This window comes from Leeia sp., from assembly GCF_041909055.1.
Taxonomy (GTDB): Bacteria; Pseudomonadota; Gammaproteobacteria; order Burkholderiales; family Leeiaceae; genus Leeia; species Leeia aquatica.
In genome coordinates this window covers 607330-629182 of record NZ_JAYREC010000002.1, presented here as the reverse complement: position 1 = coordinate 629182, position 21853 = coordinate 607330, and the positions used below count along the sequence as shown (strand labels likewise).

Below are 21853 nucleotides of genomic sequence, written 5' to 3'. Positions count from 1 at the left end.
AAAGTATTCGGAACTGGTCGAAAGTCGTAGGCAAGAAAAAGGCTGCCCAGAACTGGGCAGCCGGTTCATTTTCGTGATTGCGGTTTAGCTGTTTTGTACACAATCCACAAAATAATGTTTACGACCCGCATTCTCCTCCACCACCAGACCGTGGATATCGGCCTCAAAACCGGGGAAGCGCTCGTTGAAGTCACGTGCAAACTGCAGGTACTGCACGATGGTGCGGTTAAAGCGCTCACCCGGAATCAGCAGCGGGATACCGGGTGGGTAAGGGGTGAGCAGCACGGCGGTGATGCGGTTTTCCAGCTCATCAATGGCCACCCGTTCGATCTCGCGGTGTGCCATCTTGGAGTAGGCCTTGGAAGGCTTGAGCGCAGGCTCCATATTGGACAGGTACATCTCGGTGGTCAGCCGCGCCACATCATTGTCCCGGTAGATGCCGTGAATCTGCTCGCAGAGGTCACGCAAGCCCACCCGCTCGTACTGCGGGCGAGCCGCCACAAACTCCGGCATCACCCGCCACAGCGGCTGGTTGCGGTCGTAATCGTCCTTGAACTGCTGCAGCTCGGTCACCAGCGTGTTCCAGCGGCCCTTGGTAATGCCGATGGTGAACATGATGAAGAAAGAGTACAGCCCGGTTTTCTCGACAATCACCCCATGCTCGGCCAGGTATTTGGTCACAATGGCCGCCGGGATGCCTTGCTCGGCAAACTCACCATCCACGTTCAGGCCGGGGGTGATGATGGTGGCCTTGATCGGATCGAGCAGGTTGAAGCCTTCTTCCAGATCGCCAAAGCCATGCCAACGGTCACCAGAGCGCAGCAGCCAGTCTTCCCGTTCGGCGGGGCCATCCTCGCTCAGATGATCCGGGCCCCACACCTGAAACCACCAGTCCTCACCCAGCTCGGCATCCACCTTGCGCATGGCGCGGCGGAAATCCAGCGCTTCCGTCAGCGATTCCTCGACCAGCGCGGTGCCGCCCGGGGCCTCCATCATGGCTGCGGCAATATCGCAAGATGCGATGATGGCGTATTGCGGGCTGGTGGAGGTGTGCATCAGATACGCTTCATTGAAGCGATGGCGATCCAGCTGTCGTTCTTCTGAATCCTGTACCAGAATCTGCGAGGCTTGCGACAATCCGGCCAGCATCTTGTGCGTGCTCTGGGTGGCATACACCAGCGTTTTCTGGCTGCGCGGGCGGTCCCGGCCAATGGCGTGCATCTCGCGATAGAAATCGTGGAAGGTGGCGTGCGGCAACCAAGCCTCATCGAAGTGCAGGGTGTCGATGAAGTCCCCCAGTGTTTCCTTGATCTTCTCGACGTTGTACAGCACGCCGTCGTAGGTCGACTGGGTCAGGGTCAGGATGCGCGGCTTCTTGTCCGGATTTTTTGCTAGCGCCTCGCGGGCAAACGGATTGGCTTCGATCTTCTGGCGAATGCTGTCCGGGTGGAATTCGGACAGCGGAATCGGCCCGATGATGCCGTAATGGTTGCGGGTCGGAGTCAGGAACACCGGAATGGCACCGCACATGATGATGGAGTGCAGTATGGACTTATGGCAATTGCGGTCCACCACTACAATATCCCCCGGTGCTACCGTGGCATGCCACACCATCTTGTTGGAGGTGGAAGTGCCATTGGTGACGAAGAACAGATGGTCTGCATTGAAAATCCGCGCCGCATTGCGCTCGGACGCGGCCACCGGGCCGGTATGGTCCAGCAACTGGCCCAGCTCGTCCACCGAGTTGCAGACATCGGTACGCAGCATGTTCTCACCAAAGAACTGATGGAACATCTGCCCGATCGGACTCTTCAGAAAGGCAACACCGCCAGAATGCCCGGGACAATGCCACGAGTACGAACCATCCTGCGCATAATGGGTCAGCGCACGGAAGAAGGGCGGCATCAAGCCATCCAGATACTTGCGTGCTTCCCGGATGATGTAGCGGGCGACAAACTCCGGCGTGTCCTCGAACATGTGAATGAAGCCATGCAATTCACGCAGGATGTCATTCGGGATGTGACGTGAGGTGCGGGTTTCGCCATACAGGAAGATCGGGATGTCAGCATTGCGAAAGCGGATTTCTTCTACAAACTTGCGCAGCGCCACCACGGCCTCGGCTTCTGCACCGGTTTCAGCCGCCATTTCCTCGTCGTCGATCGACAGGATGAAGGCCGAAGCCCGGCTTTGCTGCTGGGCAAAGCTGGAAAGGTCACCGTAGCTGGTGGCGCCCAGGACTTCCATGCCTTCTTCTTCCAGCGCCTGCGCCAGCGCCCGAATGCCGATACCGCTGGTGTTTTCCGAGCGGAAGTCTTCGTCGATAATCACAACAGGAAAACGGAATTTCATGCCAGCTACCTTCACGCAGTAGGTTTTACAGGGGCTTTGGCGCGCTGCAACACGCAGGCCAGATTGGCGCGGATTGTGGCATAGAACCATCCCTTATGCGTGCAGAAATTGCGACTGCAGCAATACCCTGTTGCGGATGGCGCAATGCGGTATAGTGCGTGTCGTCACAAGCCTCATGCTACAATTGTAAAGCGTTACACCAACAGACACAGAGTGAAGCATCCCCAGGATGGCATCGTGGGGATCACTTGGACACGCATCGCACATGCCCAGTCTCCCGCTGCCTTACATCATCGCCTTGCTTCTACTGATTTTGCTGGTCAAGCTCCCGCGTCAAACAGCGTTGCAGTCTGGTCGTTTGCTGTTACTGGCCTGCGTTGTGCTGACCCTGATCAGCGGGCTGCGCTGGCAATTCAGTACGCTACTGGTTCTGAAGGCTCTGCAACCCGTAGTTGCATCATGTTTGCCGCCGTTGGCTTGGCTAACATTCATCTCTCTGACAGAACGAAAGCCCCGGCACCTGCTGTGGTTGCATGTACTGCCGCCAGTGTTGGTCATGATGGCACTCCTGCACTGGATCCGTTGGCAGCTGTGGCTTGACCTTGTATTAACAACGGCATTTCTTGGCTATGGGGTCGCGCTGCTGTGGCTCGCAACCCAAGATCAGGATGCTCTAGTTACCACCCGCCTCAGCGATGGCAATAAAGCCCACAAGGCGGCGCTGGTGGGTGGCGCAGCGCTGGTCTGCACCGGCAGTATCGACGTGCTGGTTGCGCTCGACTTCCAACTACAGAAAGGAGCCCATGCGGTGTGGATTGTGGCAGCGGCCGACATGGTCATGATTCCACTGCTGGCCATCGCGGTTGCTTTGGTGGGAAACAGCGTCGCGAGTGCTCACCCCGGAGCTCCTGCTACCAGCTCTCTTCAGTGTTCCACTCCGCCTGCCTCTGCTGCAACCCTAGAGGACAGTACTGTTCTTGAGAGGGTGAATCGAGTTCTACTGGAGCAGGCACTGTACTGTGACCCCGATCTTACGCTTGAGCGACTGGCTCGTAAAACGGGGGTCACGGCCCGCCAGATTTCTGCTGCGATAAACCGGATGCAGGGTCGCAATGTTTCCCAGATGATCAACCAGTATCGCATTGAAAAAGCCCAGCAACTATTGCGTGAAACAGCCATGAGTATTACAGATATTCAACTGGAGTCAGGCTTCCTGACGAAGTCCAATTTCAACCGCGAATTTTTGCGCATTACGGGTGTGAGCCCGAGCTGCTTCCGTCGCGCGGGCTCATAAATCTTGCGTATTCCTTACCCCTCAGCGAGTCGGAATGTGCAGTTGCAGGAAGGCAAGGATCATGTCGGCCACACGCCGATGTAAGGTGAGCCGATCCAGCGAGCCGTGTTCCTGGCAGACGATACCCTCACCTGGATCGGATGCCTCAATTAGCTCGGCAGCGCCTGGTTTGCATAGCTGCATGAAACTAAAATGTGTCGCACCATCAACCCCAATGGCCTGTGTACTTTCCTTTGGAAGGTGTGCAGCCAGATAACCGGATTCTGCATTGGCAGGCAGATTGGCAACATTCAGTTCAGCACTCAGCACCAGCGCTGGGACTGGGTATGCCGCTAGACTCTCTGCCGTAAAGCCTCTTGCCCCCCCAAGTCCAAGGCGACGACAGCTGAAATCCGCAGATCACGTAGATTTGCATGCAACTGGGTACTGTTGACCTGATCAAGCCCAAGCTCCGCACTTAATTTGCAAGGAATCGGGCTGGCTTCGCCTGCACGGCAGTCCTGCAGGAATTGCTCTGCACTGAACCGCGCACCACCGACTGCCATCACTGTCCAGCCACCCAAGGAGTGACCTATTGCTGCGATCCGGCTTGGCTCAATTTCTCCGATGTCAGATGACGATTGCAACAGATGATCGATTACCCGGCTCAGATCACGAGGGCGCTCCCAGATACGTGCTGCTTCCGCTGGGTCCACATTAAACGTGGTCGTTCCAGGATGATCCGGTGCAGCAACAATATAGCCTTGTTGCACCAGTTCTGCAGCTAACCAGGATAGGTTTCGCCAGCTTCCCCTGTAACCGTGTGAGAGTATGACCAAGGGGTGTCGGCCAGACTCTGGTGCCGCGTCTTTGATCACGGTGATGCCCTGAAAGACCTGATTTTCCCCCTCCACCGTCATGGGGGAAGTTGCCTGAGTGGGATACCAGAGGTGAGTCAGTAAGTGACGTGTACCTGATGGTGCTGCAATATTCAACTCTCGGCTGCCGATGGCCGTCTTGGCACAGACAGCAAGGCTGACCATCATGGCAAAGCCGGCAAATAGTGACTTGAAATTGTGCATGTTATGCTCCGTACGTACCTGTGAATAACGAAGCCAAGCATGTCTTTTTTCAATGGGTAGCGCGACCTGAATCAGGTTTTAGGATGTGGGAAGCATAAAAAAGTCCTCTGCACCGAATGTTGCGGTCCTGGGCCTTACTGCCACTGCAGTTCGTTTGCAAACGGCAACGAAATGCGGATAGTCCCTCAATCCAGCAGCAAGGCCCGGGTGACGGTGACCCGCTGTGCCAGTGGCAAGGTGTCATACCAGTCGTACAAGTCCAGCACCGCCTGGCAATAGGGGCGGTTGTCGGCGCCGGGTTCGGTTCGGCGGCCAGCCTTGAGTAGCCGCAGGTTAACTTTACCGGCAGCTTCCGCTGCCTCGTTGGTCTGTTCCAGCAGGATTTGTGCACGCAGGCCGGTCAGCACCGGTTCCGGACGAAGATGCTGCAAGGTATTCACCAGCCAGCGCACGTCTTCGGTGTCGTCACCTGAGTATTGTTTGTTGGGGGCAGGCACACCAAAAATCGGGCAGTAACCCTCCAGCAGGCTCATTTGTGCCCTGGCAACGACCTTAGTGCGTGCTGCGCGCGCCAGAATGGCCTCATCACTGGCATACGGCAGAATGCGTTGCGTGCCTTGATAGATGAATTCCTGAATGGCGCGCCAGACCGGGACGAGGGTATCGTTTTCCGCAGCCGCCTTCTGAATCAGGGGCAGGTGTGTCTCATACAGTTGGGGTAAGGCCTTGCGCAGCAAGCGGATCTCGTCATCCTGCTCCAGCAGGTCATTGACCTCGTCAGGCTCCAGCACTGGCAGGGAAGCCAGCCCGGCGGGTGGGCGGGATACCACGTCGGTAACGTAATCACTGCGGGTCAGCTGCCGCACTGTTGGCAACCACATGGCGTCAAACGGGGTGGCAAACTGGCCGTCCAGCAGCACATCGGGAATACCGGCCGCTTTCAGCTGCTCACGGACTTGTTGATCGTCCTCTGCGTCGGTCTTGCCACTGCTGTTCAGGTGGTGGTGAAACCCGAATTCGGCTTTGGGGGCCATATAGCGTTCTTTGCCTGCGGCAAAGATGATCGTACAGGCGCTGGAGCAGCTGCTGGGCACCCAGATGTCGACCTGGCGGGCTTTGAGCAGCTGGTTGATACGGATGGCTTCACCGAGCAAGCCACCAGGACTCTGCAGCCGTACCACCCGCAGCTGGGGGGCATTGGCCAGAATACTGGCCACCTTGTCGGCCGCGCCAGTGCTGATGCTGCCCGACAAACGCAGCACTTTGCCATCGACACTCAGCTTGACCTGCAGCGGGCGTTCACGCAGTTGCAGGCGCTTGAAACGCGGCGCGGTTTCCGTGTCGCCATCTTCCAGCCCCTCCAGCGGGTTGTCGTGGACCGTTTGCGGGGGCGGTGCGGCATGGGCGGTTGACAGTAGCCACAGGCAGGACAGGCGTGTCAAACGCAGGAGCAGGCTCATGGTAGTGGGGTCGTCCTACGAACAGTGCTGTGGGTCGGAGGCGGGTAACAGCAGGGCCGCCAGCGCCAGGTCTTCCGGGTAGGTGATTTTCAGGTTGTTGCGACTGCCGGTGATCAGACGTGGTGAATCACCTTGCCGTTCCATGGCGGATGCTTCGTCCGTGATGGTGTCCAGCGCTCCCTGGTGCGCAGCCAGCAGCCGCCGCAGGCGGAACATCTGCGGGGTTTGGGCTAGCCACAGGTCTTGCCGAGGCACGGTCTGTGCGACGTGGGCATCCGGCGTAGCCCGCTTCACGGTTTCGGGCACCGGCACAGCCAGCAGGCCGCCCACGGCATCAGCGTGCAACTGGTCGATCAGGTGGGTCAGGTCGGCGCGGGAGAGGCAGGGACGGGCGGCATCGTGTACCAGTATCCACGGGTCGTCCGGCGTGTTGCTGGCGATGTCGGCCAAGCCATTGCGTACGGTTTCCGCCCGACTGGCACCGCCGCAGTACAAGACCTGCAAGCGGGGTAGGTCAGACCAGTCAAAGCGCGCAAACCAAGGATCACCCTCGGTCAGCACCAGCACAATGTGGGAGATGCGGGGCTCTGCGTGCAAAGCCTTGAGACTGTGCCACAGCACCGGCTTGCCGTGCAGCAGCAGGTATTGCTTGGGGCAGTCGGCCCGCATGCGGCTGCCGCTGCCGGCGGCAGGAACCAACGCAATGAAGCGGGGCATCATGCAGCGCTATCCGCCTGCAGGGTTTGCCACAGGCTCGGGGCCTTGTTGGCTTTTTCCAGCCCAGCCAGATATTCCTCATGCGCAGCCTGCTCCTCCGCACTCAGGCTACGGACGCGCGGGCGGGCAGCGGGTGCATCGCTGGCAACAGTGTTGTGCGCATGGGCAGCGGGCGAAGGCTCGATGTCCATCATCAGGCTTTCCTGCCCGCGCGTCATCTCCAGATAGACTTCGGCCAGCAGCTCCGCATCCAGCAAGGCGCCGTGCAAGGTTCGCCCGGAGTTGTCTACGCCGTAGTCACGACAAAGCGCATCCAGGTTATTCCGCTTACCGGGCCGCAAGTCCTTGGCCAATGCCAGCGTATCCAGCACCGACGGGCAATAGCTGCGGATCGAAGGTTTGCCCAGTCGAGCCAGCTCGGCATCCAGAAAGCCGATGTCAAACGGGGCATTGTGGATTACCAGTTCCGCGCCTTCCACAAAGGCCAGGAAATCATCCACGATTTCATGAAATTTGGGCTTGTCGGCCAGGAAGGCACTGTCCAGTCCGTGCACGCGCAGTGCGCCTTCTTCGCTCTCCCGCTCCGGGTTGATATAAAAATGCAGGGTGCGCTGGGTCGGCCTCCGGTTGCTCAACTCCAGACAGGCCAGTTCCAGAATCCGGTTGCCCTGTTTGTGCTCCAGACCGGTGGTTTCGGTATCAAGGACGATTTGCCGCATGTTCAGTTCCGCAGTACGCTTTCCACGCCGGCATTGGCCAGCTGGTCGGCACGTTCATTCATCGGGTGGCCCGCATGGCCTTTGACCCAGTGCCAGCTGATCTGGTGCGGCACGGTCAGCTGATCCATTTCCTGCCACAGATCGGCATTTTTGACCGGCTCTTTCGCTGCAGTTTTCCAGCCGCGAGCCTTCCAACCCTTTAGCCACTCGCTGATGCCTTTTTGCACGTATTGCGAGTCGGTATGGACCTGAATGGTGCAGGGCCGCTTCAGCAGGCGCAAGGCTTCGATGACCGCCATCATTTCCATGCGGTTGTTGGTGGTGTGGGCTTCGCCCCCAAAAATTTCCTTGCGGTGCTCGCCGTAGCAGAGGATGGCTCCCCAGCCTCCGGTTCCCGGATTGCCCTTGCAGGCCCCGTCGGTATAAATCACCACGACATCCTTACTCATGCTGCTCCTGTTGTACATCCGGATGGGCCGAGACCAGCCTCGGCTTGCGCACCAGCCGACGTGGCTTGATCAGCCCGGTCAGGCGCATGCCCAGCACCTGCTTGCTGGCTTGCAGACAGTACACGGCACCTGCGGCAGGCCACCAGCGGTTGCCTGCGGGCTCCATGAAGCGCCAGCGCTGCTGCCACTTCGGTTGCGAAAGGGGCGGAATGTAACACGTCATGGCGCTGGCACGCATCTCGAAGCCGAGCAGAGCCAGCCAGTCCTTGAGCCGGGGCAGGCTGATGAAATTGCCATTCCAGGGTTCAGGCCGGGCATTGAGCAGGCGCCGCATGCCCCACAGACTGTAGGGATTGAAGCCGGAGATCAGCAGCTTGCCATCGGGAATCAGCACCCGCTGCGCCTCGCGGATGACCTGGTGCGGGTCGGCGCAGAAGTCGAGCACATGGGGCAGCAATAACACATCAATGCTGGCGTTGGCAAAGGGCAGGGCGGCGGTATCTGCTGCAATATGCACACACTCGCCACGTCCCAGCAGTAACCGCTGCCGCACCCGGCAATTGGCCATCAGGTTGACCTGTGGCAGCCCCAGTTGCACTGCCGTCCAGCCGTATTGCTCATCCAGCGTGCGGCCGAACCAGTCGGCCTCCCGGTTCAACAGGTATTGGCCGAGCGGTTGTGCGAACCAGTCCGCCAGCCTCTGCATTGACGCCGAGGAGTTTTGCCCCGACCATGTGCTCATGCTGACCCTCGTTTCCTTACCCATCCTTACCGATAATTATATCTGGCTTTTGCACGACGGATCATCTGCCATTGCCGTTGATCCGGGTGAAGCCGAGCCCTTGCTGCATTACTTGCAGTTGCACGGGCTGCGGCTGCAGGCCGTGCTGTGCACGCACCACCATTATGACCATGTGGACGGCATCCCGGCCTTACGGCATGCGCAGCCCGACCTGACCGTTTACGGCCCGGCAACACCCCGGTTTGCCGACTGGGTGACGCATCCCGTGGCTGAGGGCTCGCAGTTGCCATTACTGGGGCAGACCTTCCAGGTGCTGGAAACACCGGCGCATACGCTGGACCATGTGGTGTACTACGCGGCCCCCTGGCTGTTTGCGGGCGACGTGCTGTTTGCCTGCGGCTGTGGTCGGCTGTTTGAGGGTACGCCCACGCAATTGCAGCAGTCTTTGCAACGGCTGGCAGCCTTGCCCGCAGAGACCCTGCTGTGCTGTACCCATGAGTATACGCTCAGCAATCAGCGTTTTGCATTGGCGGTGGAGCCGGATAATCTGGCGCTGCAGCAACGCCACGCACGCGATGCTCAGCGACGGGCTGCGGGTTTGAGCACCTTGCCGTCCACGCTGGCGGAAGAAGGACAGACCAATCCTTTTCTGCGATGCGAGCAGGCGTCCGTAGAGCGGGCGGTTAGCCAGCAGGCTGGTGCAGTGTTAACCGATTCTTTGGCCGTGCTGGCGGCGCTGCGTCGCTGGAAGGATGTTTTCTGAGGCAGGGGGCTTGACCCGAGTGCTGCCATGGATTATAAATGGCGTCACATAGCGCCGATTTGATCTGTGTAGCTTGCAAGGCGCTCTACAAATATTGCTAAAGCGCATGCCAAACCCGTATGCGCCAAGCGCTACGGGTTTTTTGCATTTCAGGATTCAGGGTTCAGGTAAGTTTTACCTCACGCCGATTTATCAGCTAATTGCGAGGCGTGCCTGACCGGTGTTTACCGGGAAATTTCGCTAAATCGCTGGCCGGAATCAGCGCTCCGTGCCAGGCACAACGGAGTCCGGTCATGTCCAAGTATGTCAATGATCTTCCCGCAGAAGTGGTCGTCGGTGCACCTTACACCCCGGAGGCGCGTCCCGCCCGTGCGGCGTACCGGGTGCTATTGGTCGGGCAGGATCAGCTGGGCCTGATCAAGGCGGGTGAGCAATACTTGCCGCAACAGATGGGCAGTCTGGAAGTCCGCTTTGAGTCAGCCTCGCTGCCGGCCTTGCAGGCACATGCCAGCCGGAGCTTTGATTGTGCCGTGTGGCAGTGTCGCGGCGCGCTGGATGAGGCGGTACTGCATGAGGTGTGCCGCATTGCGCCCGCCGGGATGCTGCTGGCCGCCTGAATGGCTTACTGATTATCCTGCTGTATCGGTTTGAAGCCACGCTGCCGCAGCAGGGCAAGCAGATTGTCCGGTCCGGCGTAATGCAGGGCCCCCACGGCGACAAAAGCGGTTTGCTTGCCTTTGAGCATCTGTACCAGTTTGTCAGCCATCTTGCGGTTGCGGCCTGAGAGCATGATGGCGGCAAACTCTTTGGTCTGTTGCGGCGTCATGCCGGGTGAGTCCTGCAAGAGCATGTCATTCATCTGTTCGGGCTCCCCCTGTCTCCAGCTCCGCACGGCGAGCTGCATCAGCTCACGTTGCTTGGCGATCAGCTTGGGGTCCAGCTGGCTGAACAGCCAGCTGATTTGCGTGTCTTCACGCAATTGCCCCATGGCTTCCAGCTGCTGCCGGGTGGTTTCCAGCCCGATGATGGTCTTGCCTTGCTGACGTGCTTCACGGTCCAGCCAAGCGTCGACACTGTATTGCTCGGACCAGCCATCCTTGAGCAGGCTCTGCATGCTGAGGGTCATGGCCAGAAACCATGGGCGGGACTTCTGGAACGCGTCCGCCGACATGCCATACAGGCTAGGAAGCGCCTGCTTGAGTTGCTGCCAGCGTTGCGGCCCCATGTGTGCGCTGAGACTGTCCCCCTTGGGGTACAGCGTCAGCCCGTAGAGGGCCGTAATCTCATGCGGTACCCGATCCATATCCAGCTCAAATACTGCTACGGGCGACTGGTGAAACGCACGCATGACGCTGGGCGGCAACGGGAACATGTCTGCCTTGCCAAGGTGAACCGTGCCATACAGCCACAGTGTGGTGGAGGGGCTGTCTACACGCCACAGATAGGCCTTGTATGCCCAAGCTGGCGCACTCAGGGCGAGCAGCAGGAGCAGGCAGTGGAGATGGCGCAGGGTGCGCAGCGGCCAGCTGATCATGCGCCGGACAGCACGTCCTGCATGTCATACAGGCCGTTGGTTTTGCTGGCTAGATAGTGGGCCGCACGCAGTGCGCCTTGAGCAAACGTGGCTCGGCTGCTGGCCTTGTGACTGATTTCGATGCGCTCGCCGATGCCGGCAAACACCACCGTATGGTCGCCGACCACATCACCGCCGCGCAGGGTGGCAAAACCAATGGTGCGCGGGTTGCGCTCACCGGTCACACCCTCGCGCCCATAGATGGCATCTTGCTGCAGGTCGCGCCCCAGCGTTTCCGCGATCACTTCACCCAGCCGCAAAGCCGTACCCGAGGGGGCATCCACCTTGTGGCGATGGTGCATTTCCACAATCTCGATGTCGTAACCGTCTTTGAGCGCCAGCGCAGCCTGCTGCAGCAGCTTCAGCATCACATTGACACCCACGCTCATATTGGGGGCCATCATGATCGACACATCGTCGGCGGCCTGCCGGATCAGCTGCTTTTGCTCGGTACTGAAGCCGGTGGTACCCACCACCAGCTTCACGCCGAGCTCACGGCACAGGGCCAGATGCTGCAGCGTGGCTTCGGGGCGGGTGAAGTCGATCAACACATCGCAGCCTTGCAGCGCCTGTGCCGGATCATCCTGAATCAATACTCCATTGGGGGCGCCGATCAACAGCCCGGCATCCTGACCAATGAAGGCATTGCCTGCACGATCCAGTGCCGCATGCAATTGCGCAGCGGCATCATGATGAACCGCAGACAACAACTCCCGACCCATGCGCCCGCTGGCGCCGGCCACAGCAATCTTCAGGGACATGACAGGCTCCGGATCAGGACTTGGGGGCAGAAGCGGCTTGCTCGGCAGCGGCCGGGGCGGAGGCAGCCTTCTCCCCGTTCAGCGGCTCATAGGGACGCAGGGCCGGCATGACCGTACCTTCGAACTTGACCAGCTTGTCACCCTCGAACCAGACCGAGAAACGCTTGTCTTCCACCGTTTCCCCACGCTGGGTCAGCTGATAGACATAATCCCAGCGGTCAGCATGGAAGGCGTCCTGTACCAACGGTGTCCCCAGCAGGAAGCGGACCTGCGAGCGGGTCATGCCGAGTTTGAGCTTGTCGACCGCATCCTGGGTGACATAGTTGCCTTGCGGGATATCCAGCTTGTAAGGCTTGAGGGCGGACAGCGAGCAAGCGGCCAGCAGCGTGGCCATCAAGGCCGGTACGAGCAGGCGTCGAACAGGGCGGATCGCAGTATGGGACATGCTGTTCCTTCAGCGTGACAGGGATCGGGCAACCGTGCTCTCGTAGGCAAAGTCGCCAAAAGCCTTTATGATAACTCAAACCCTCCGTGTTGAGCGCAGACAATGAGCAAAGCCAGTGACCTGAAAGGAGTGGGCCTCAAAGCAACCGGCCCGCGCCTGCGTATCCTCGAACTGTTCGAGACCAGTGAAGTCCGCCACCTGTCGGCAGAAGACGTGTATCGTCAACTGATCGGCGAGGGCGAGGATGTGGGCCTGGCCACCGTCTACCGGGTGCTGACCCAGTTTGAACAAGCCGGCATTCTGGAACGGCACTACTTCGAAGGCGGCAAGGCCGTATTCGAGTTGCGCCCGGAAGGACATCACGATCATCTGGTCTGCATCCAGTGCGGCAAGGTCGAGGAGTTCTTTGACCCTGAGATCGAACGCCGGCAAAACAAGGTGGCCAAGGAGCGCGGCTTCTCCATCCAGACACACTCCCTGTATCTGTACGGTCAGTGTGCCGACTGCCAGAACACCCCCAAGAAGCGTCTTTGATCAACGCGCCTGCGCCAGCCCATGCTGAAGCTGACGTGGCTTGACGACTCCCTGCAGTTCCCCGATCCGGCCACCGCTTTACAGGTGCCGGATGGTCTGCTGGCTGCAGGCGGTGATCTGTCCCGCCAGCGACTACTGGCGGCTTATCGTTCCGGTATTTTCCCTTGGTATGGGCCGGGTGAGCCCATACTGTGGTGGAGCCCTTCACGCCGCATGGTGCTGCTGCCGGGCGGGCTGCATGTCTCGCGGTCGCTACGCAAGACTCTGCGCAAAGGTCGATTCACCATCCGTTATGACCATGATTTTGCCGCTGTGGTGCGGGCCTGTGCCGCCCCGCGTGCGGGCCAGCAGGGTACCTGGATCGTGCCGGAGATGCAGGCAGCGTACCAGACCTTGCATGAAGAAGGCTGGGCGCATTCGGTTGAATGCTGGCAGGGGGATCAGCTGGTTGGCGGGGTGTACGGTGTACAGCTGGGCCGCATGTTCTTTGGCGAATCCATGTTTTCGCGGCAAACCGATGCCTCCAAGGTAGCCTTGGTGTATCTGTGCGCCAGATTGCAGCAGGTTGGGGTACAGCTGGTGGATTGCCAGATGGAAACCCCACACCTGTACAGCATGGGTGCGCAACCCATGCAGCGCGAAGCATTTCTGCTACGCTTGAAGCACGAGGTCGAGCAAACGGCAGAAAATGACAGGTGGCTGCTACCCCCACCGGACACCCCTGCCGACTGGCCCGGCAAGGGAGAGTGCGGATGAGCGGGCACGACAGCAGTAACCGGCAGTTTATCCAGTTCTACACCACAGCCAGTTATCCCTGCAGTTATCTGGCTGAGGAGCGCTCTCGCTCGCAAGTCGCGGTTTCAGGCGAGCGCATGTCTGCCCAAGCGTTTAGCCAGCTGGTCCGGTTGGGCTTTCGTCGCAGCGGACTGTTTGTCTACCGGCCACACTGCGATTTCTGCCGCGCCTGCATCCCGGTGCGCTTGCCAGTAGCCAGCTTTACCCCCAGCCGGACCCAACAGAAAATCTGGCGCCGGCAAGGTGATCTGCAAGCGGAACTGTTGCCGATGCGTGAGAGTGCGGAGCATTACTTCCTGTATCAACGCTACCAGAAGTCCCGCCATCCCGGTGGGGGTATGGATGAAGATGGCTATGAGCAGTACCGGGGCTTCCTGCTGCGCAGTCCGGTCGATACCTGTCTGGTGGAGTTTCGACGCGATGGCGTGCTGAAAATGGTTAGCGTGGTGGACCGGCTGGATGACGGCTGGTCGGCGGTTTACACCTTCTTCGAGCCCGATGAGCCACAGGCCAGCTATGGCGTCTACAACGTGCTGTGGCAGGCGCATCAAGTTCGGGCGTTGGGTCTGGAGTATCTTTACTTGGGCTACTGGATTCAGCAGTGCCGCAAGATGAAGTACAAGGCAGACTACCGGCCACTGGAAGCTCTGCAAGATGGGGTGTGGTTGCCACTGGACCCGATGGCACCGGTTGGCGATACCCGCGCCTTGGGGCGATAAAACGCTTATAATGCGGCGTTTAGCTGTTTGCTGCCGAGGTCATGGTGTATTCCCTGTTGCGTCCGCTGCTGTTCTCCTTGCCTGCCGAAACCGCCCACCAGTGTAGCCTGGGCATGCTGGATGCGCTGGAATCCATGGGCTTTGGCAAAGTGCTGGCAGGGCATCCTCCCGCTAATCCGGTCAAGGTAATGGGCATCGACTTCCCCAATCCGGTGGGGCTGGCGGCGGGGCTGGACAAAAATGGCGACCACATTGATGGTCTCGCCGCTCTGGGCTTCGGTTTCCTGGAAATCGGTACGGTCACGCCTCGTCCGCAGGCGGGTAATCCCAAACCGCGCTTGTTCCGTTTGCCCCGGGCACAGGGCATCATCAATCGTATGGGCTTCAATAACGAAGGTGTGGATGCGCTGCTGCAGAATGTGCAGCAGAGCCATTTCCGCGGGGTGCTGGGCATCAATATCGGCAAGAACGCGGATACACCGATTGAAAAAGCCACTGACGATTACCTGATTGGCTTGACCAAGGTGTATCCCCACGCCAGCTATGTCACGGTGAACATTTCGTCGCCGAACACCAAAAACCTCCGACAATTGCAGCAGGGCGATGAATTTTCGGCGCTGCTGGCGGCGCTGAAGAAAGCGCAGCTGCAGCTGGCGGATCGCCATGGCCGCTACGTTCCGATTGCGGTGAAGATTGCACCGGATCTGGAGATGCCCCAACTGGTGGATATGGCAGAGCTGCTGGTCAAGCATCAGATGGATGGGGTCATTGCCACCAACACCACCTTGTCCCGCATCGGGGTGGAGCATTTGCGGCATGCGGGTGAAGCGGGGGGCTTGTCGGGGGCGCCGGTTCGTCGCAAGTCCACACAGGTGCTGCGCGAGATGGTCAAGCTGCTGGATGGGGCGATGCCGGTCATCGGTGTGGGCGGTATTTTCTCGGGTGACGATGTGCGTGAGAAGCTGGATGCCGGCGCCAGTCTGGTGCAGCTCTATAGTGGCTTGATCTACCGGGGGCCCGGGCTGGTGAAGGAAGCGGTCGAGGCTACCTTGAGTCCTCGCCGCCGGGGTTGATCCGGAGCCGTCTGAATGTCTGTCTACCTGTGGCTGTGGTTACTGGCCGCCTGGGCCAATGTAGGGTGGTGGGAGCGGCATGCACAGCATGAGCCTGCCCCCTGCCTGCCAGAGGCAAGAGGCCTGCATGCGCTGGGCATGGGCGGTTTGCTGGCGATGGCCAACCTCACCGGCTGGCTATTGCGGCGTGCCTCACTTCCACTGTCAGCCTGGCTGTGGTCCGGGCTGTTGCTGCTATTGGTGCTGCTGATCTCGGGCCTGGGCTGGCGCATGCTCCGGCGCCATCATCCTGCCCAGTATGCCGCGCTACGGCGGGACACGCCTTTCAAGCTGGCTTGCCTGCTATGGCTGATGGTGCCGCTGCTGATGGCCCCGCTAGGTACGCAGTGGTGTGCGGTGCTGTTGATTGGGGCGCTGGCCGGGGTCTGCTTCATCATGATGGTGCCAGTGCTGCTACAGCTTCATCTACGCTTACCTATGGCGGAACTGCCTGCTGAAGTACAAGGCTGGCCCATTCGGCTGCTGATGGTGTGGCTCAGCGGTCTGGCTTTGTCCGGCGTACTGCACGGGGTGCTGGCATGATGGTGCAACTGTGGCTGGCACTGCTGCCCCCTTTGCTGCTGCTCGCCCTGCTGCTGGTTTTGGTGATGTGGGTCCGCCGCGTGCCCGTGGCGCCTTTGCCCTTGCTGGAGCAAATTGACGCGGTGCTGCCGCAGACGCAGTGTGGTCAATGCGGCTATCCTGGATGTCGCCCCTACGCGACAGCCCTGGTGGCGGGAGAGGCCGATATCAACCAGTGCCCCCCCGGTGGCCAGGAGGGGGTGGTTCAGATTGCCCACTTGATGCAGGTGCCCGTCAAACCGCTGGACAGCAGCCGTGGCGAAACCAAGCCATTCCGGCTGGCGGTGATTGATGAGGCCAACTGTATTGGCTGTACCTTGTGCATCCAGGCCTGCCCGGTCGATGCCATCGTTGGTGCTGCGAAGCAGATGCATACTGTCCTGGCAGATGCCTGTACCGGGTGTGAGCTGTGCATCCCGCCATGTCCGACGGCCTGTATCGACATGGTGGCCCTGGCTGAACTGCAGGCTGAAGCCGCTGTGCCACCGCCAGTAGTGGAGTTAGAACATCCTGAAGCGTCGCAACCGTGCATCCGTTGCGGTGCGTGTATTGAGGTTTGTCCTGCCGAACTGCAACCCCAAGCACTATACTGGTTTACATCAAGGCAGCAAGAGGCGCTGGCCGAGCAGCATGGCCTCTTGAGCTGTACCGAGTGTGGTGACTGCAATCGTGCCTGTCCGAGTCAGCTGCCTTTGGTACAGCAGTTTCGTGATACCCGTGCTCGACTCCAGCAACATCATGAGGCGCGGCAACGTGCGGATGCGGCACGGGAGCAGCATGCCTGGCATGTGGTGCGGCTGGCGCGTGACAAGCAGGAGCGGGCCGACCGTTTGGCGGCCAAGGCACCTGTGGTGCAGGAGGCAGAGGTGGAGCAGGTCAGTGATGAGGTCAAGGCACGGCAGGCGGCCATTGCTGCGGCCATGGCACGGGCTCGCCAGCAGCTGGCCGCCAGGGATAATGGGGAGTCAACATGAGTGAACCCAATCAGCTTGCTGCGGTGGTGCGGCAAGTGTTTCATGTCGTGCCGGAGCGAGGGGAGGGGCCGACGATGCGTGAGGCCGATGTCATCCGCCAGCATGGTGAGGATAGCCCGCGACGGGAGTCTGCCAAGGCACTGGATAATGATCGGCGCTGGTGGCAGATTTCGGATGCGTCCTTCGAGCGCTACCCCGGGATTTTCCCCTGGCTGGATGATCAGGGCTTCCGCTACTACTTGCCGGCTTACCTGACCTGGACCCTGAAGTATCCGGACCGGGCGCAGAATAGCGCCGTTACCCGCGCCTTGGTACAGGCGCTGCTGTTGCCGGTGCAGTGGGACAAGGTTGATGCCTGCAAGAAGCGCTTTTCCCTGTTTGACCTCAAGCAGGCGCACTGCATTGCCGACTGGCTGGACTGGCGCATTGCCGAGGGCGGGCCTGAAGCCGAAGAAGCGCAGCTGGCGCTGGAGCGTTACTGGCAGGGGCGTCGCTAGACCGATGATGAAATCTCCGCATTTCACCGGAGCAGCGAGCCGGGTACAGTGGATGTGCATGGCGTTGCTGCCTGCATTGTTGGTGCGTTGCATACAGGGTGGTACAGTCCCGTTTCGAGCCGCCGTGCTGGCATGGGTGGCGGCGATGGCGGTCGATGCGCTGTGCCAGTTTTTGCGCCAGCAGGAGATCAAGCCAGGTCGTGATGCTGTCCTGACGGCCTGGATTGTCACCCTGAGCCTGCCGGTGGATAGCCCGGTCTGGCTGGCTGCTGCGGCGACGGTGCTGGCGGTGGGTATCGGACGTCACGCCTTTGGTGGCGGCGCCTTGGTGCTCTTCCATCCTGCCGTGGTCGGCATCGCCTTGCTTTCGCTATGGCTACCGGGTCTGCAGCAGTTTACCGTGCCGGTGTACGCCAATGCATGGAGTATGCTGTGGCCTGCCTTGGCCTTGACGGCGAGCGGCGTGGCATTATGCTGGGCGCGCTTGATCCGCTGGCAATTGCCGGCGGCTTTCCTGCTTGCCGTGAGTGTGGTGCTGATCGGGGGTGGTTACACCCTATCGTCGCTACTATCAGTGTTGATGTCGGTTGGATTGCTGGCGGCATTTTTCATTGTGGCAGAGCCACAAACCAGCCCGATCTTGCCGCGCCCCGGCATGCTGTTTGGGCTGCTGACCGGGGCACTGTATGGCTGGACCGTGTTGCACGGTCAGCCCCGGCTGGCCGAAGTGGTGCTGCTGGGTAATCTGCTGGTGCCCTGGCTGGACCGCTGGGCGCTGGCTGAGCACAGCCGCCGCCGCGAGCAGCGGCAGCCTTCCTGATCACGCTTTAGCTGCAGCGCCCCACCACGGCCGCAGTGGCAATCAGCTCATCCAGCAACTTCATGGCACTGCTGCCACTCATGCTGAACGGGTCCAGCTCGGCGCGTGGTGCATATTTCAGCAGCAGGGAGGGGTTGACCCGCTCCAGATTGACCTGTCCCATGCTCCAGTTGAAGAAATGACGCTCGGTGGTTTCCACATACTGCAGCAAGGTCACCTGGCTGTGTCGGGAATCGGCTGCAATGCGGTGATACAGGCTGGACACATCATCGCGGCCACCTTCCAGCAGCTGCATGAAGACCCGGTCGGTATGGCACAACACGCCGGTAATGCCATGACTGGCATTGTTTTTTCGGGCGGTGGTCATCAGTGATTCCAGCAGCTCCCCGGTAATGGGTTGCTGTGCTCGGCTGGCATACAGCAGGCGGACAAGCATGGTGTGCCTCAGCTACGGTTCATCAGGGACAAAAATTCGCGGCGCAGGTTGGCATCTTTCAGGAACGAGCCGCGCATCACGCTATTGGTCATCTTGGAGGTATCGTCCTTGACGCCGCGCCAGTGCATGCAGAAGTGATCGGCTTCCATCACGATGGCCAGCCCATCCGGATTCATCTTGTTCTGCAGCAGGTCAGCGACTTGGGTAATCGCTTCTTCCTGAATTTGTGGGCGCGACATCACCCATTCCGCCAGACGGGCATATTTGGACAGGCCGATCAGATTGGAATGCTGGTTGGGCATCACCCCGATCCACAGTTTGCCGATGATCGGGCACAAGTGATGTGAGCAGGCGCTGCGGACCTTGATCGGGCCAACGATCATCAGCTCGTTCAGATGCTCGGCATTGGGGAATTCCGTCACCGGCGGTTCCGCCACATAACGGCCACGGAACACCTCTTGCAGGTACATCTTGGCCACCCGGCGTGCGGTTTCCTGGGTGTTGTGATCGCTGCGGGTGTCAATGACCAGACTCTCCAGCACATCCTTCAGACGGGATTCCACTTCCTGCTGCAGTTGTTGCAGTTCGCCAGGCTCAATAAAGCTGGCGATATTGTCATTGGCGTGAAAGCGCTGGCCAGCGGCGAGGATGCGTTCGCGGATACGGGTGGAAACCGGCTCGTCCAAGGGCGTTTCCGCATCGGCAAGACGGGTATGTGCATTCATTGCATATTCTTTCTTCGGGTGCGTGGCGCGTGCCATGCAAAGCGAAACCCCGGCGCCGCAAGGGGCCGGGGTGGTTTTCAGAACGGAATGCTGTGATGCTGTAACAGTTGACCGTTTTTGTCAACTATTCAGCGGGGAAGGGCGATCAGGCGCGGCGGCGGAATAGGGGAAGGGGCTGATCCAGTGCACTCTGATAGTGCTCGCTGAAGTCGGCCAGCCCCGCCAAAGCCTTGGCAGGGTCTTCACCCTCACGCAGCTGGAAGCTGTCAAAACCACAGCGACTCAGATATTGCAGTTGATCACGCAGAATATCCCCGGTCGCGCGCAGCTCACCGTGATAATGGTGGCGCTCACGCAGGAGTCGCGCCAAGGAGTACCCCCGCCCATCGGTGAATGCCGGGAAATGGATGGCAATCAGGCTGAAGTGGGGCAGGTCGGCCGCAAACTCGTCGGGCTCGGCATCCCCATCGACCAGCAAGCCAACCGGGTGCGCGTACGCCAGCCAGTGCTCACGCTGGCTCAGCCAGGCCGACAGCGGCACCAGCACCGGGCTATCGTAACCGGTGGCCGTTTCATCTGCAGCTGCGAGCTGCCAGTGATCCTCAACCAGCTGACCTTGTTTAATGAGCTTTGGCATAAACGCGCTCCTTGAAGGGGTCGATACCCACACGTTTGACGGTATCAATGAAGCGCTCCTCATCCTGGCGTTGATCCAGATAGACACCCACGATCTTCTCGATGACGCCTGCGACCTCATCCTGGGCAAACGAAGGGCCAATGACCTTGCCAATGGCGGCTGGCGTACCATGCTTGTCATAGCCCTGGTGGCCGCCCAGCGAAATCTGGTACCACTCGCTGCCGTTCTTGTCGACGCCCAGAATGCCGATATGGCCGACATGGTGATGTCCACATGAGTTCATGCAGCCGGAGATGTTGAGGTCCAGCTCGCCGACATCAAACAGGTAATCGAGGTCTTCAAAGCGTTCGGCAATGGCTTCGGCAATCGGGATGGACTTGGCATTGGCCAGCGCGCAGAAATCCCCGCCCGGACAGGCAATCATATTGGTCAGCATGCCGATATTGGGCGTTGCCAGGTTTAGTGCCCGCGCACGTTGCCACAGGGCGTACAGGGCATGCTGGGGCACATCAGCCAGGATCAGGTTCTGCTCGTGGGATACCCGCAGTTCGCCAAAGCTGTAATCGTCCGCCAGGTCTGCGGCGGCTTCCATCTGTGCATCGGTCACGTCGCCCGGTGCGGTACCCAGGCGCTTGAGTGACAGGGTGACCGCAGCGTACCCCGCCTGCTTGTGCCCATGCACATTGCGTGAAGCCCAGCGGGCAAAGGCCGGGTCGGATTGCAGATGCTGCTGGTAGTCCGCATCGTCACTGGCAAAGGCCTGGTAGGCCGGTGGCTGGAAGTGCGCGGCAACACGGTCAAATTCGGCCTGGGTGAGCGTGGATGGGCCATCCTTGGTGTACTGCCACTCGTCCTCCACCATCTGCGCAAACACCTCAGGGCCCAGTGCTTTGACCAGGATCTTGATACGGGCCTTGTACTTGTTGTCACGACGGCCATAGCGGTTATAGACACGCAGGATGGCATCGCAATAGGACAGCAGATGCTGCCACGGCAGGAAGGGCTTGATGATGCTGCCAATGATCGGAGTGCGGCCCAGACCACCACCGACAATCACCTGTGCGCCAATCTCACCTTGCTCGTTGTGGATCAGATTGATACCGATGTCGTGCACAAACACCGCAGCGCGGTCATGCGTGGCACCGTTCAGCGCCATCTTGAACTTGCGTGGCAGGTAGGCGAACTCGGGATGGAAGGTAAACCACTGTCGCATGATTTCCGCGTAGGGGCGTGGGTCAATCACCTCATCGTGGGCGACCCCGGCGAAATGATCGGAGGTGAAATTGCGTACGCAGTTGCCAGAGGTCTGGATGGCGTGCATCTGCACGGTGGCCAGCTCCGCCAGAATGTCCGGCACTTTGGCCAGCTCCGGCCAGTTGAACTGGATGTTCTGCCGGGTGGAGAAGTGCGCATAGCCACGATCGTAGCGCCGGGCAATATCCGCCAGCTTGCGCAGCTGCTGGCTGCGCAAGTGACCGTAGGGGATGGCAACCCGCAGCATGGGGGCGTGCCGCTGCACGTAGAGCCCGTTTTGCAGGCGCAACGGGCGGAAGTCGTCTTCACTCAGCTCACCCGCCAGAAAGCGACGGGTTTGATCGCGGAACTGGGTGACGCGTTCGTCGATGATCCGCTGGTCGATCTCATCATAGATATACATGCAGCAAAGCCTTGTCCGGCAGGGGATGGGAG

26 protein-coding genes are annotated in these 21853 nt (G+C 59.9%); 11 read left to right on the top strand and 15 right to left on the bottom strand.

The features are described from left to right. Window positions 1-84 precede the first annotated feature (84 nt). On the bottom strand, window positions 85-2349 hold the full coding sequence (locus ACE3O2_RS08665; RefSeq protein WP_168875297.1) for an arginine/lysine/ornithine decarboxylase: 2265 nt from the start codon (window positions 2347-2349) through the stop codon (window positions 85-87). Window positions 2350-2614: 265 nt separating this feature from the next. On the opposite strand from ACE3O2_RS08665, the gene ACE3O2_RS08660 reads away from it, so the two are divergent. Next, window positions 2615-3643 (top strand): helix-turn-helix domain-containing protein, encoded by a 1029-nt coding sequence (locus ACE3O2_RS08660; RefSeq protein ID WP_374336607.1) that lies wholly within the window; start codon window positions 2615-2617, stop codon window positions 3641-3643. Window positions 3644-3664: 21 nt separating this feature from the next. Here ACE3O2_RS08660 and ACE3O2_RS08655 read toward each other — a convergent pair whose 3' ends face one another. From ACE3O2_RS08655 to ACE3O2_RS08625, 7 genes are all read right to left on the bottom strand, one after another. Next, a complete protein-coding gene (locus tag ACE3O2_RS08655; RefSeq protein ID WP_374336605.1) occupies window positions 3665-3952 on the bottom strand; it encodes a hypothetical protein in 288 nt (95 codons plus the stop codon). Window positions 3953-3975: 23 nt separating this feature from the next. Next, window positions 3976-4704 (bottom strand): alpha/beta hydrolase family protein, encoded by a 729-nt coding sequence (locus ACE3O2_RS08650; protein ID WP_374336603.1) that lies wholly within the window; start codon window positions 4702-4704, stop codon window positions 3976-3978. 185 nt (window positions 4705-4889) lie between these two features. Beyond that, complete coding sequence (locus tag ACE3O2_RS08645; RefSeq protein ID WP_374336601.1) at window positions 4890-6164, bottom strand: hypothetical protein; 1275 nt, start codon at window positions 6162-6164, stop codon at window positions 4890-4892. Window positions 6165-6179: 15 nt separating this feature from the next. Next, on the bottom strand, window positions 6180-6884 hold the full coding sequence (gene ispD, locus ACE3O2_RS08640; RefSeq protein ID WP_374336599.1) for a 2-C-methyl-D-erythritol 4-phosphate cytidylyltransferase: 705 nt from the start codon (window positions 6882-6884) through the stop codon (window positions 6180-6182). Further along, window positions 6881-7600: a DNA polymerase III subunit epsilon gene (gene dnaQ / locus ACE3O2_RS08635; RefSeq protein ID WP_374336597.1), complete on the bottom strand. Its 720-nt coding sequence runs from the start codon at window positions 7598-7600 to the stop codon at window positions 6881-6883. Before dnaQ ends, ispD begins: the two co-directional genes overlap by 4 nt. 2 nt (window positions 7601-7602) lie before the next feature. Beyond that, window positions 7603-8049 carry a ribonuclease HI gene (gene rnhA, locus ACE3O2_RS08630; protein ID WP_168875301.1) on the bottom strand — a complete coding sequence of 149 codons (447 nt, stop codon included), beginning with the start codon at window positions 8047-8049 and terminating at the stop codon, window positions 7603-7605. Next, entirely contained in the window at window positions 8042-8791 is a 750-nt protein-coding gene (locus tag ACE3O2_RS08625; protein WP_168875302.1) for a class I SAM-dependent methyltransferase, read from the bottom strand. The genes rnhA and ACE3O2_RS08625 overlap by 8 nt, the downstream gene beginning before the upstream one ends. Here ACE3O2_RS08625 and gloB point away from each other — a divergent pair. After that, window positions 8790-9554 carry a hydroxyacylglutathione hydrolase gene (gloB, locus tag ACE3O2_RS08620; protein ID WP_374336594.1) on the top strand — a complete coding sequence of 255 codons (765 nt, stop codon included), beginning with the start codon at window positions 8790-8792 and terminating at the stop codon, window positions 9552-9554. The genes ACE3O2_RS08625 and gloB overlap by 2 nt on opposite strands. A 293-nt stretch (window positions 9555-9847) precedes the next feature. After that, window positions 9848-10171 (top strand): hypothetical protein, encoded by a 324-nt coding sequence (locus ACE3O2_RS08615; protein ID WP_374336592.1) that lies wholly within the window; start codon window positions 9848-9850, stop codon window positions 10169-10171. A gap of 5 nt (window positions 10172-10176) precedes the next feature. Here ACE3O2_RS08615 and ACE3O2_RS08610 read toward each other — a convergent pair whose 3' ends face one another. The 3 genes from ACE3O2_RS08610 to ACE3O2_RS08600 are packed head-to-tail and all read right to left on the bottom strand — an operon-like array spanning window position 10177 to window position 12333. Next, a complete protein-coding gene (locus tag ACE3O2_RS08610; protein ID WP_374336590.1) occupies window positions 10177-11088 on the bottom strand; it encodes a TraB/GumN family protein in 912 nt (303 codons plus the stop codon). Beyond that, window positions 11085-11888, bottom strand: coding sequence for a 4-hydroxy-tetrahydrodipicolinate reductase (gene dapB / locus ACE3O2_RS08605; protein WP_374336588.1), 804 nt, complete (start codon window positions 11886-11888; stop codon window positions 11085-11087). The genes ACE3O2_RS08610 and dapB overlap by 4 nt, the downstream gene beginning before the upstream one ends. Before the next feature lie 13 nt (window positions 11889-11901). Beyond that, window positions 11902-12333, bottom strand: a complete 432-nt coding sequence (locus ACE3O2_RS08600) for an outer membrane protein assembly factor BamE (protein WP_374336585.1) — start codon at window positions 12331-12333, stop codon at window positions 11902-11904. A 102-nt stretch (window positions 12334-12435) separates the two neighbouring features. On the opposite strand from ACE3O2_RS08600, the gene fur reads away from it, so the two are divergent. The 8 genes from fur to ACE3O2_RS08560 are packed head-to-tail and all read left to right on the top strand — an operon-like array spanning window position 12436 to window position 18366. Continuing rightward, entirely contained in the window at window positions 12436-12867 is a 432-nt protein-coding gene (gene fur, locus ACE3O2_RS08595) for a ferric iron uptake transcriptional regulator (RefSeq protein ID WP_168875308.1), read from the top strand. A 21-nt stretch (window positions 12868-12888) separates the two neighbouring features. Then, complete coding sequence (gene aat / locus ACE3O2_RS08590; RefSeq protein ID WP_374336583.1) at window positions 12889-13623, top strand: leucyl/phenylalanyl-tRNA--protein transferase; 735 nt, start codon at window positions 12889-12891, stop codon at window positions 13621-13623. Further along, on the top strand, window positions 13620-14381 hold the full coding sequence (locus ACE3O2_RS08585; RefSeq protein WP_168875310.1) for an arginyltransferase: 762 nt from the start codon (window positions 13620-13622) through the stop codon (window positions 14379-14381). Before aat ends, ACE3O2_RS08585 begins: the two co-directional genes overlap by 4 nt. Window positions 14382-14422: 41 nt before the next feature. Next, complete coding sequence (locus ACE3O2_RS08580) at window positions 14423-15454, top strand: quinone-dependent dihydroorotate dehydrogenase (protein ID WP_374336580.1); 1032 nt, start codon at window positions 14423-14425, stop codon at window positions 15452-15454. Between the two features lie 15 nt (window positions 15455-15469). Continuing rightward, the gene (locus tag ACE3O2_RS08575) at window positions 15470-16036 is read left to right on the top strand and encodes a hypothetical protein (protein WP_374336578.1); all 567 of its coding nucleotides are present in this window, start codon (window positions 15470-15472) and stop codon (window positions 16034-16036) included. After that, complete coding sequence (rsxB, locus tag ACE3O2_RS08570; protein WP_374336576.1) at window positions 16033-17049, top strand: electron transport complex subunit RsxB; 1017 nt, start codon at window positions 16033-16035, stop codon at window positions 17047-17049. The genes ACE3O2_RS08575 and rsxB overlap by 4 nt, the downstream gene beginning before the upstream one ends. After that, on the top strand, window positions 17046-17546 hold the full coding sequence (locus ACE3O2_RS08565) for a DUF6714 family protein (RefSeq protein ID WP_374336574.1): 501 nt from the start codon (window positions 17046-17048) through the stop codon (window positions 17544-17546). The genes rsxB and ACE3O2_RS08565 overlap by 4 nt, the downstream gene beginning before the upstream one ends. Before the next feature lie 4 nt (window positions 17547-17550). Further along, entirely contained in the window at window positions 17551-18366 is an 816-nt protein-coding gene (locus ACE3O2_RS08560; RefSeq protein ID WP_374336572.1) for an RnfABCDGE type electron transport complex subunit D, read from the top strand. 7 nt (window positions 18367-18373) lie between these two features. Here the strand turns inward: ACE3O2_RS08560 and ACE3O2_RS08555 are convergent, their stop codons facing one another. The 4 genes from ACE3O2_RS08555 to ACE3O2_RS08540 form a co-directional block, all read right to left on the bottom strand. Continuing rightward, window positions 18374-18802, bottom strand: a complete 429-nt coding sequence (locus ACE3O2_RS08555) for a BLUF domain-containing protein (protein ID WP_374336570.1) — start codon at window positions 18800-18802, stop codon at window positions 18374-18376. Window positions 18803-18810: 8 nt separating this feature from the next. After that, entirely contained in the window at window positions 18811-19527 is a 717-nt protein-coding gene (gene folE / locus ACE3O2_RS08550) for a GTP cyclohydrolase I (RefSeq protein ID WP_168875317.1), read from the bottom strand. Window positions 19528-19672: 145 nt separating this feature from the next. Further along, window positions 19673-20164 carry a DUF934 domain-containing protein gene (locus ACE3O2_RS08545; protein WP_374336567.1) on the bottom strand — a complete coding sequence of 164 codons (492 nt, stop codon included), beginning with the start codon at window positions 20162-20164 and terminating at the stop codon, window positions 19673-19675. Continuing rightward, on the bottom strand, window positions 20148-21821 hold the full coding sequence (locus ACE3O2_RS08540; protein ID WP_374336565.1) for a nitrite/sulfite reductase: 1674 nt from the start codon (window positions 21819-21821) through the stop codon (window positions 20148-20150). The genes ACE3O2_RS08545 and ACE3O2_RS08540 overlap by 17 nt, the downstream gene beginning before the upstream one ends. Window positions 21822-21853: the final 32 nt, after the last annotated feature.

Coding starts and splice junctions, on each gene's coding strand:
- ACE3O2_RS08650 (WP_374336603.1), bottom strand. CDS start 4,704: ATGCACAATTTCAAGTCACTATTTGCCGGCTTTGCCATGATGGTCAGC.
- rsxB (WP_374336576.1), top strand. CDS start 16,033: ATGATGGTGCAACTGTGGCTGGCACTGCTGCCCCCTTTGCTGCTGCTC.
- fur (WP_168875308.1), top strand. CDS start 12,436: ATGAGCAAAGCCAGTGACCTGAAAGGAGTGGGCCTCAAAGCAACCGGC.
- ACE3O2_RS08645 (WP_374336601.1), bottom strand. CDS start 6,164: ATGAGCCTGCTCCTGCGTTTGACACGCCTGTCCTGCCTGTGGCTACTG.
- ACE3O2_RS08615 (WP_374336592.1), top strand. CDS start 9,848: ATGTCCAAGTATGTCAATGATCTTCCCGCAGAAGTGGTCGTCGGTGCA.
- ACE3O2_RS08545 (WP_374336567.1), bottom strand. CDS start 20,164: ATGCCAAAGCTCATTAAACAAGGTCAGCTGGTTGAGGATCACTGGCAG.
- ACE3O2_RS08600 (WP_374336585.1), bottom strand. CDS start 12,333: ATGTCCCATACTGCGATCCGCCCTGTTCGACGCCTGCTCGTACCGGCC.
- ACE3O2_RS08565 (WP_374336574.1), top strand. CDS start 17,046: ATGAGTGAACCCAATCAGCTTGCTGCGGTGGTGCGGCAAGTGTTTCAT.
- rnhA (WP_168875301.1), bottom strand. CDS start 8,049: ATGAGTAAGGATGTCGTGGTGATTTATACCGACGGGGCCTGCAAGGGC.
- ACE3O2_RS08580 (WP_374336580.1), top strand. CDS start 14,423: ATGGTGTATTCCCTGTTGCGTCCGCTGCTGTTCTCCTTGCCTGCCGAA.
- folE (WP_168875317.1), bottom strand. CDS start 19,527: ATGAATGCACATACCCGTCTTGCCGATGCGGAAACGCCCTTGGACGAG.
- ACE3O2_RS08555 (WP_374336570.1), bottom strand. CDS start 18,802: ATGCTTGTCCGCCTGCTGTATGCCAGCCGAGCACAGCAACCCATTACC.
- dnaQ (WP_374336597.1), bottom strand. CDS start 7,600: ATGCGGCAAATCGTCCTTGATACCGAAACCACCGGTCTGGAGCACAAA.
- ACE3O2_RS08610 (WP_374336590.1), bottom strand. CDS start 11,088: ATGATCAGCTGGCCGCTGCGCACCCTGCGCCATCTCCACTGCCTGCTC.
- ACE3O2_RS08585 (WP_168875310.1), top strand. CDS start 13,620: ATGAGCGGGCACGACAGCAGTAACCGGCAGTTTATCCAGTTCTACACC.
- ACE3O2_RS08665 (WP_168875297.1), bottom strand. CDS start 2,349: ATGAAATTCCGTTTTCCTGTTGTGATTATCGACGAAGACTTCCGCTCG.
- ACE3O2_RS08575 (WP_374336578.1), top strand. CDS start 15,470: ATGTCTGTCTACCTGTGGCTGTGGTTACTGGCCGCCTGGGCCAATGTA.
- ispD (WP_374336599.1), bottom strand. CDS start 6,884: ATGATGCCCCGCTTCATTGCGTTGGTTCCTGCCGCCGGCAGCGGCAGC.
- ACE3O2_RS08540 (WP_374336565.1), bottom strand. CDS start 21,821: ATGTATATCTATGATGAGATCGACCAGCGGATCATCGACGAACGCGTC.
- ACE3O2_RS08625 (WP_168875302.1), bottom strand. CDS start 8,791: ATGAGCACATGGTCGGGGCAAAACTCCTCGGCGTCAATGCAGAGGCTG.
- aat (WP_374336583.1), top strand. CDS start 12,889: ATGCTGAAGCTGACGTGGCTTGACGACTCCCTGCAGTTCCCCGATCCG.
- dapB (WP_374336588.1), bottom strand. CDS start 11,888: ATGTCCCTGAAGATTGCTGTGGCCGGCGCCAGCGGGCGCATGGGTCGG.
- ACE3O2_RS08660 (WP_374336607.1), top strand. CDS start 2,615: ATGCCCAGTCTCCCGCTGCCTTACATCATCGCCTTGCTTCTACTGATT.
- ACE3O2_RS08560 (WP_374336572.1), top strand. CDS start 17,551: ATGATGAAATCTCCGCATTTCACCGGAGCAGCGAGCCGGGTACAGTGG.
- gloB (WP_374336594.1), top strand. CDS start 8,790: ATGCTGACCCTCGTTTCCTTACCCATCCTTACCGATAATTATATCTGG.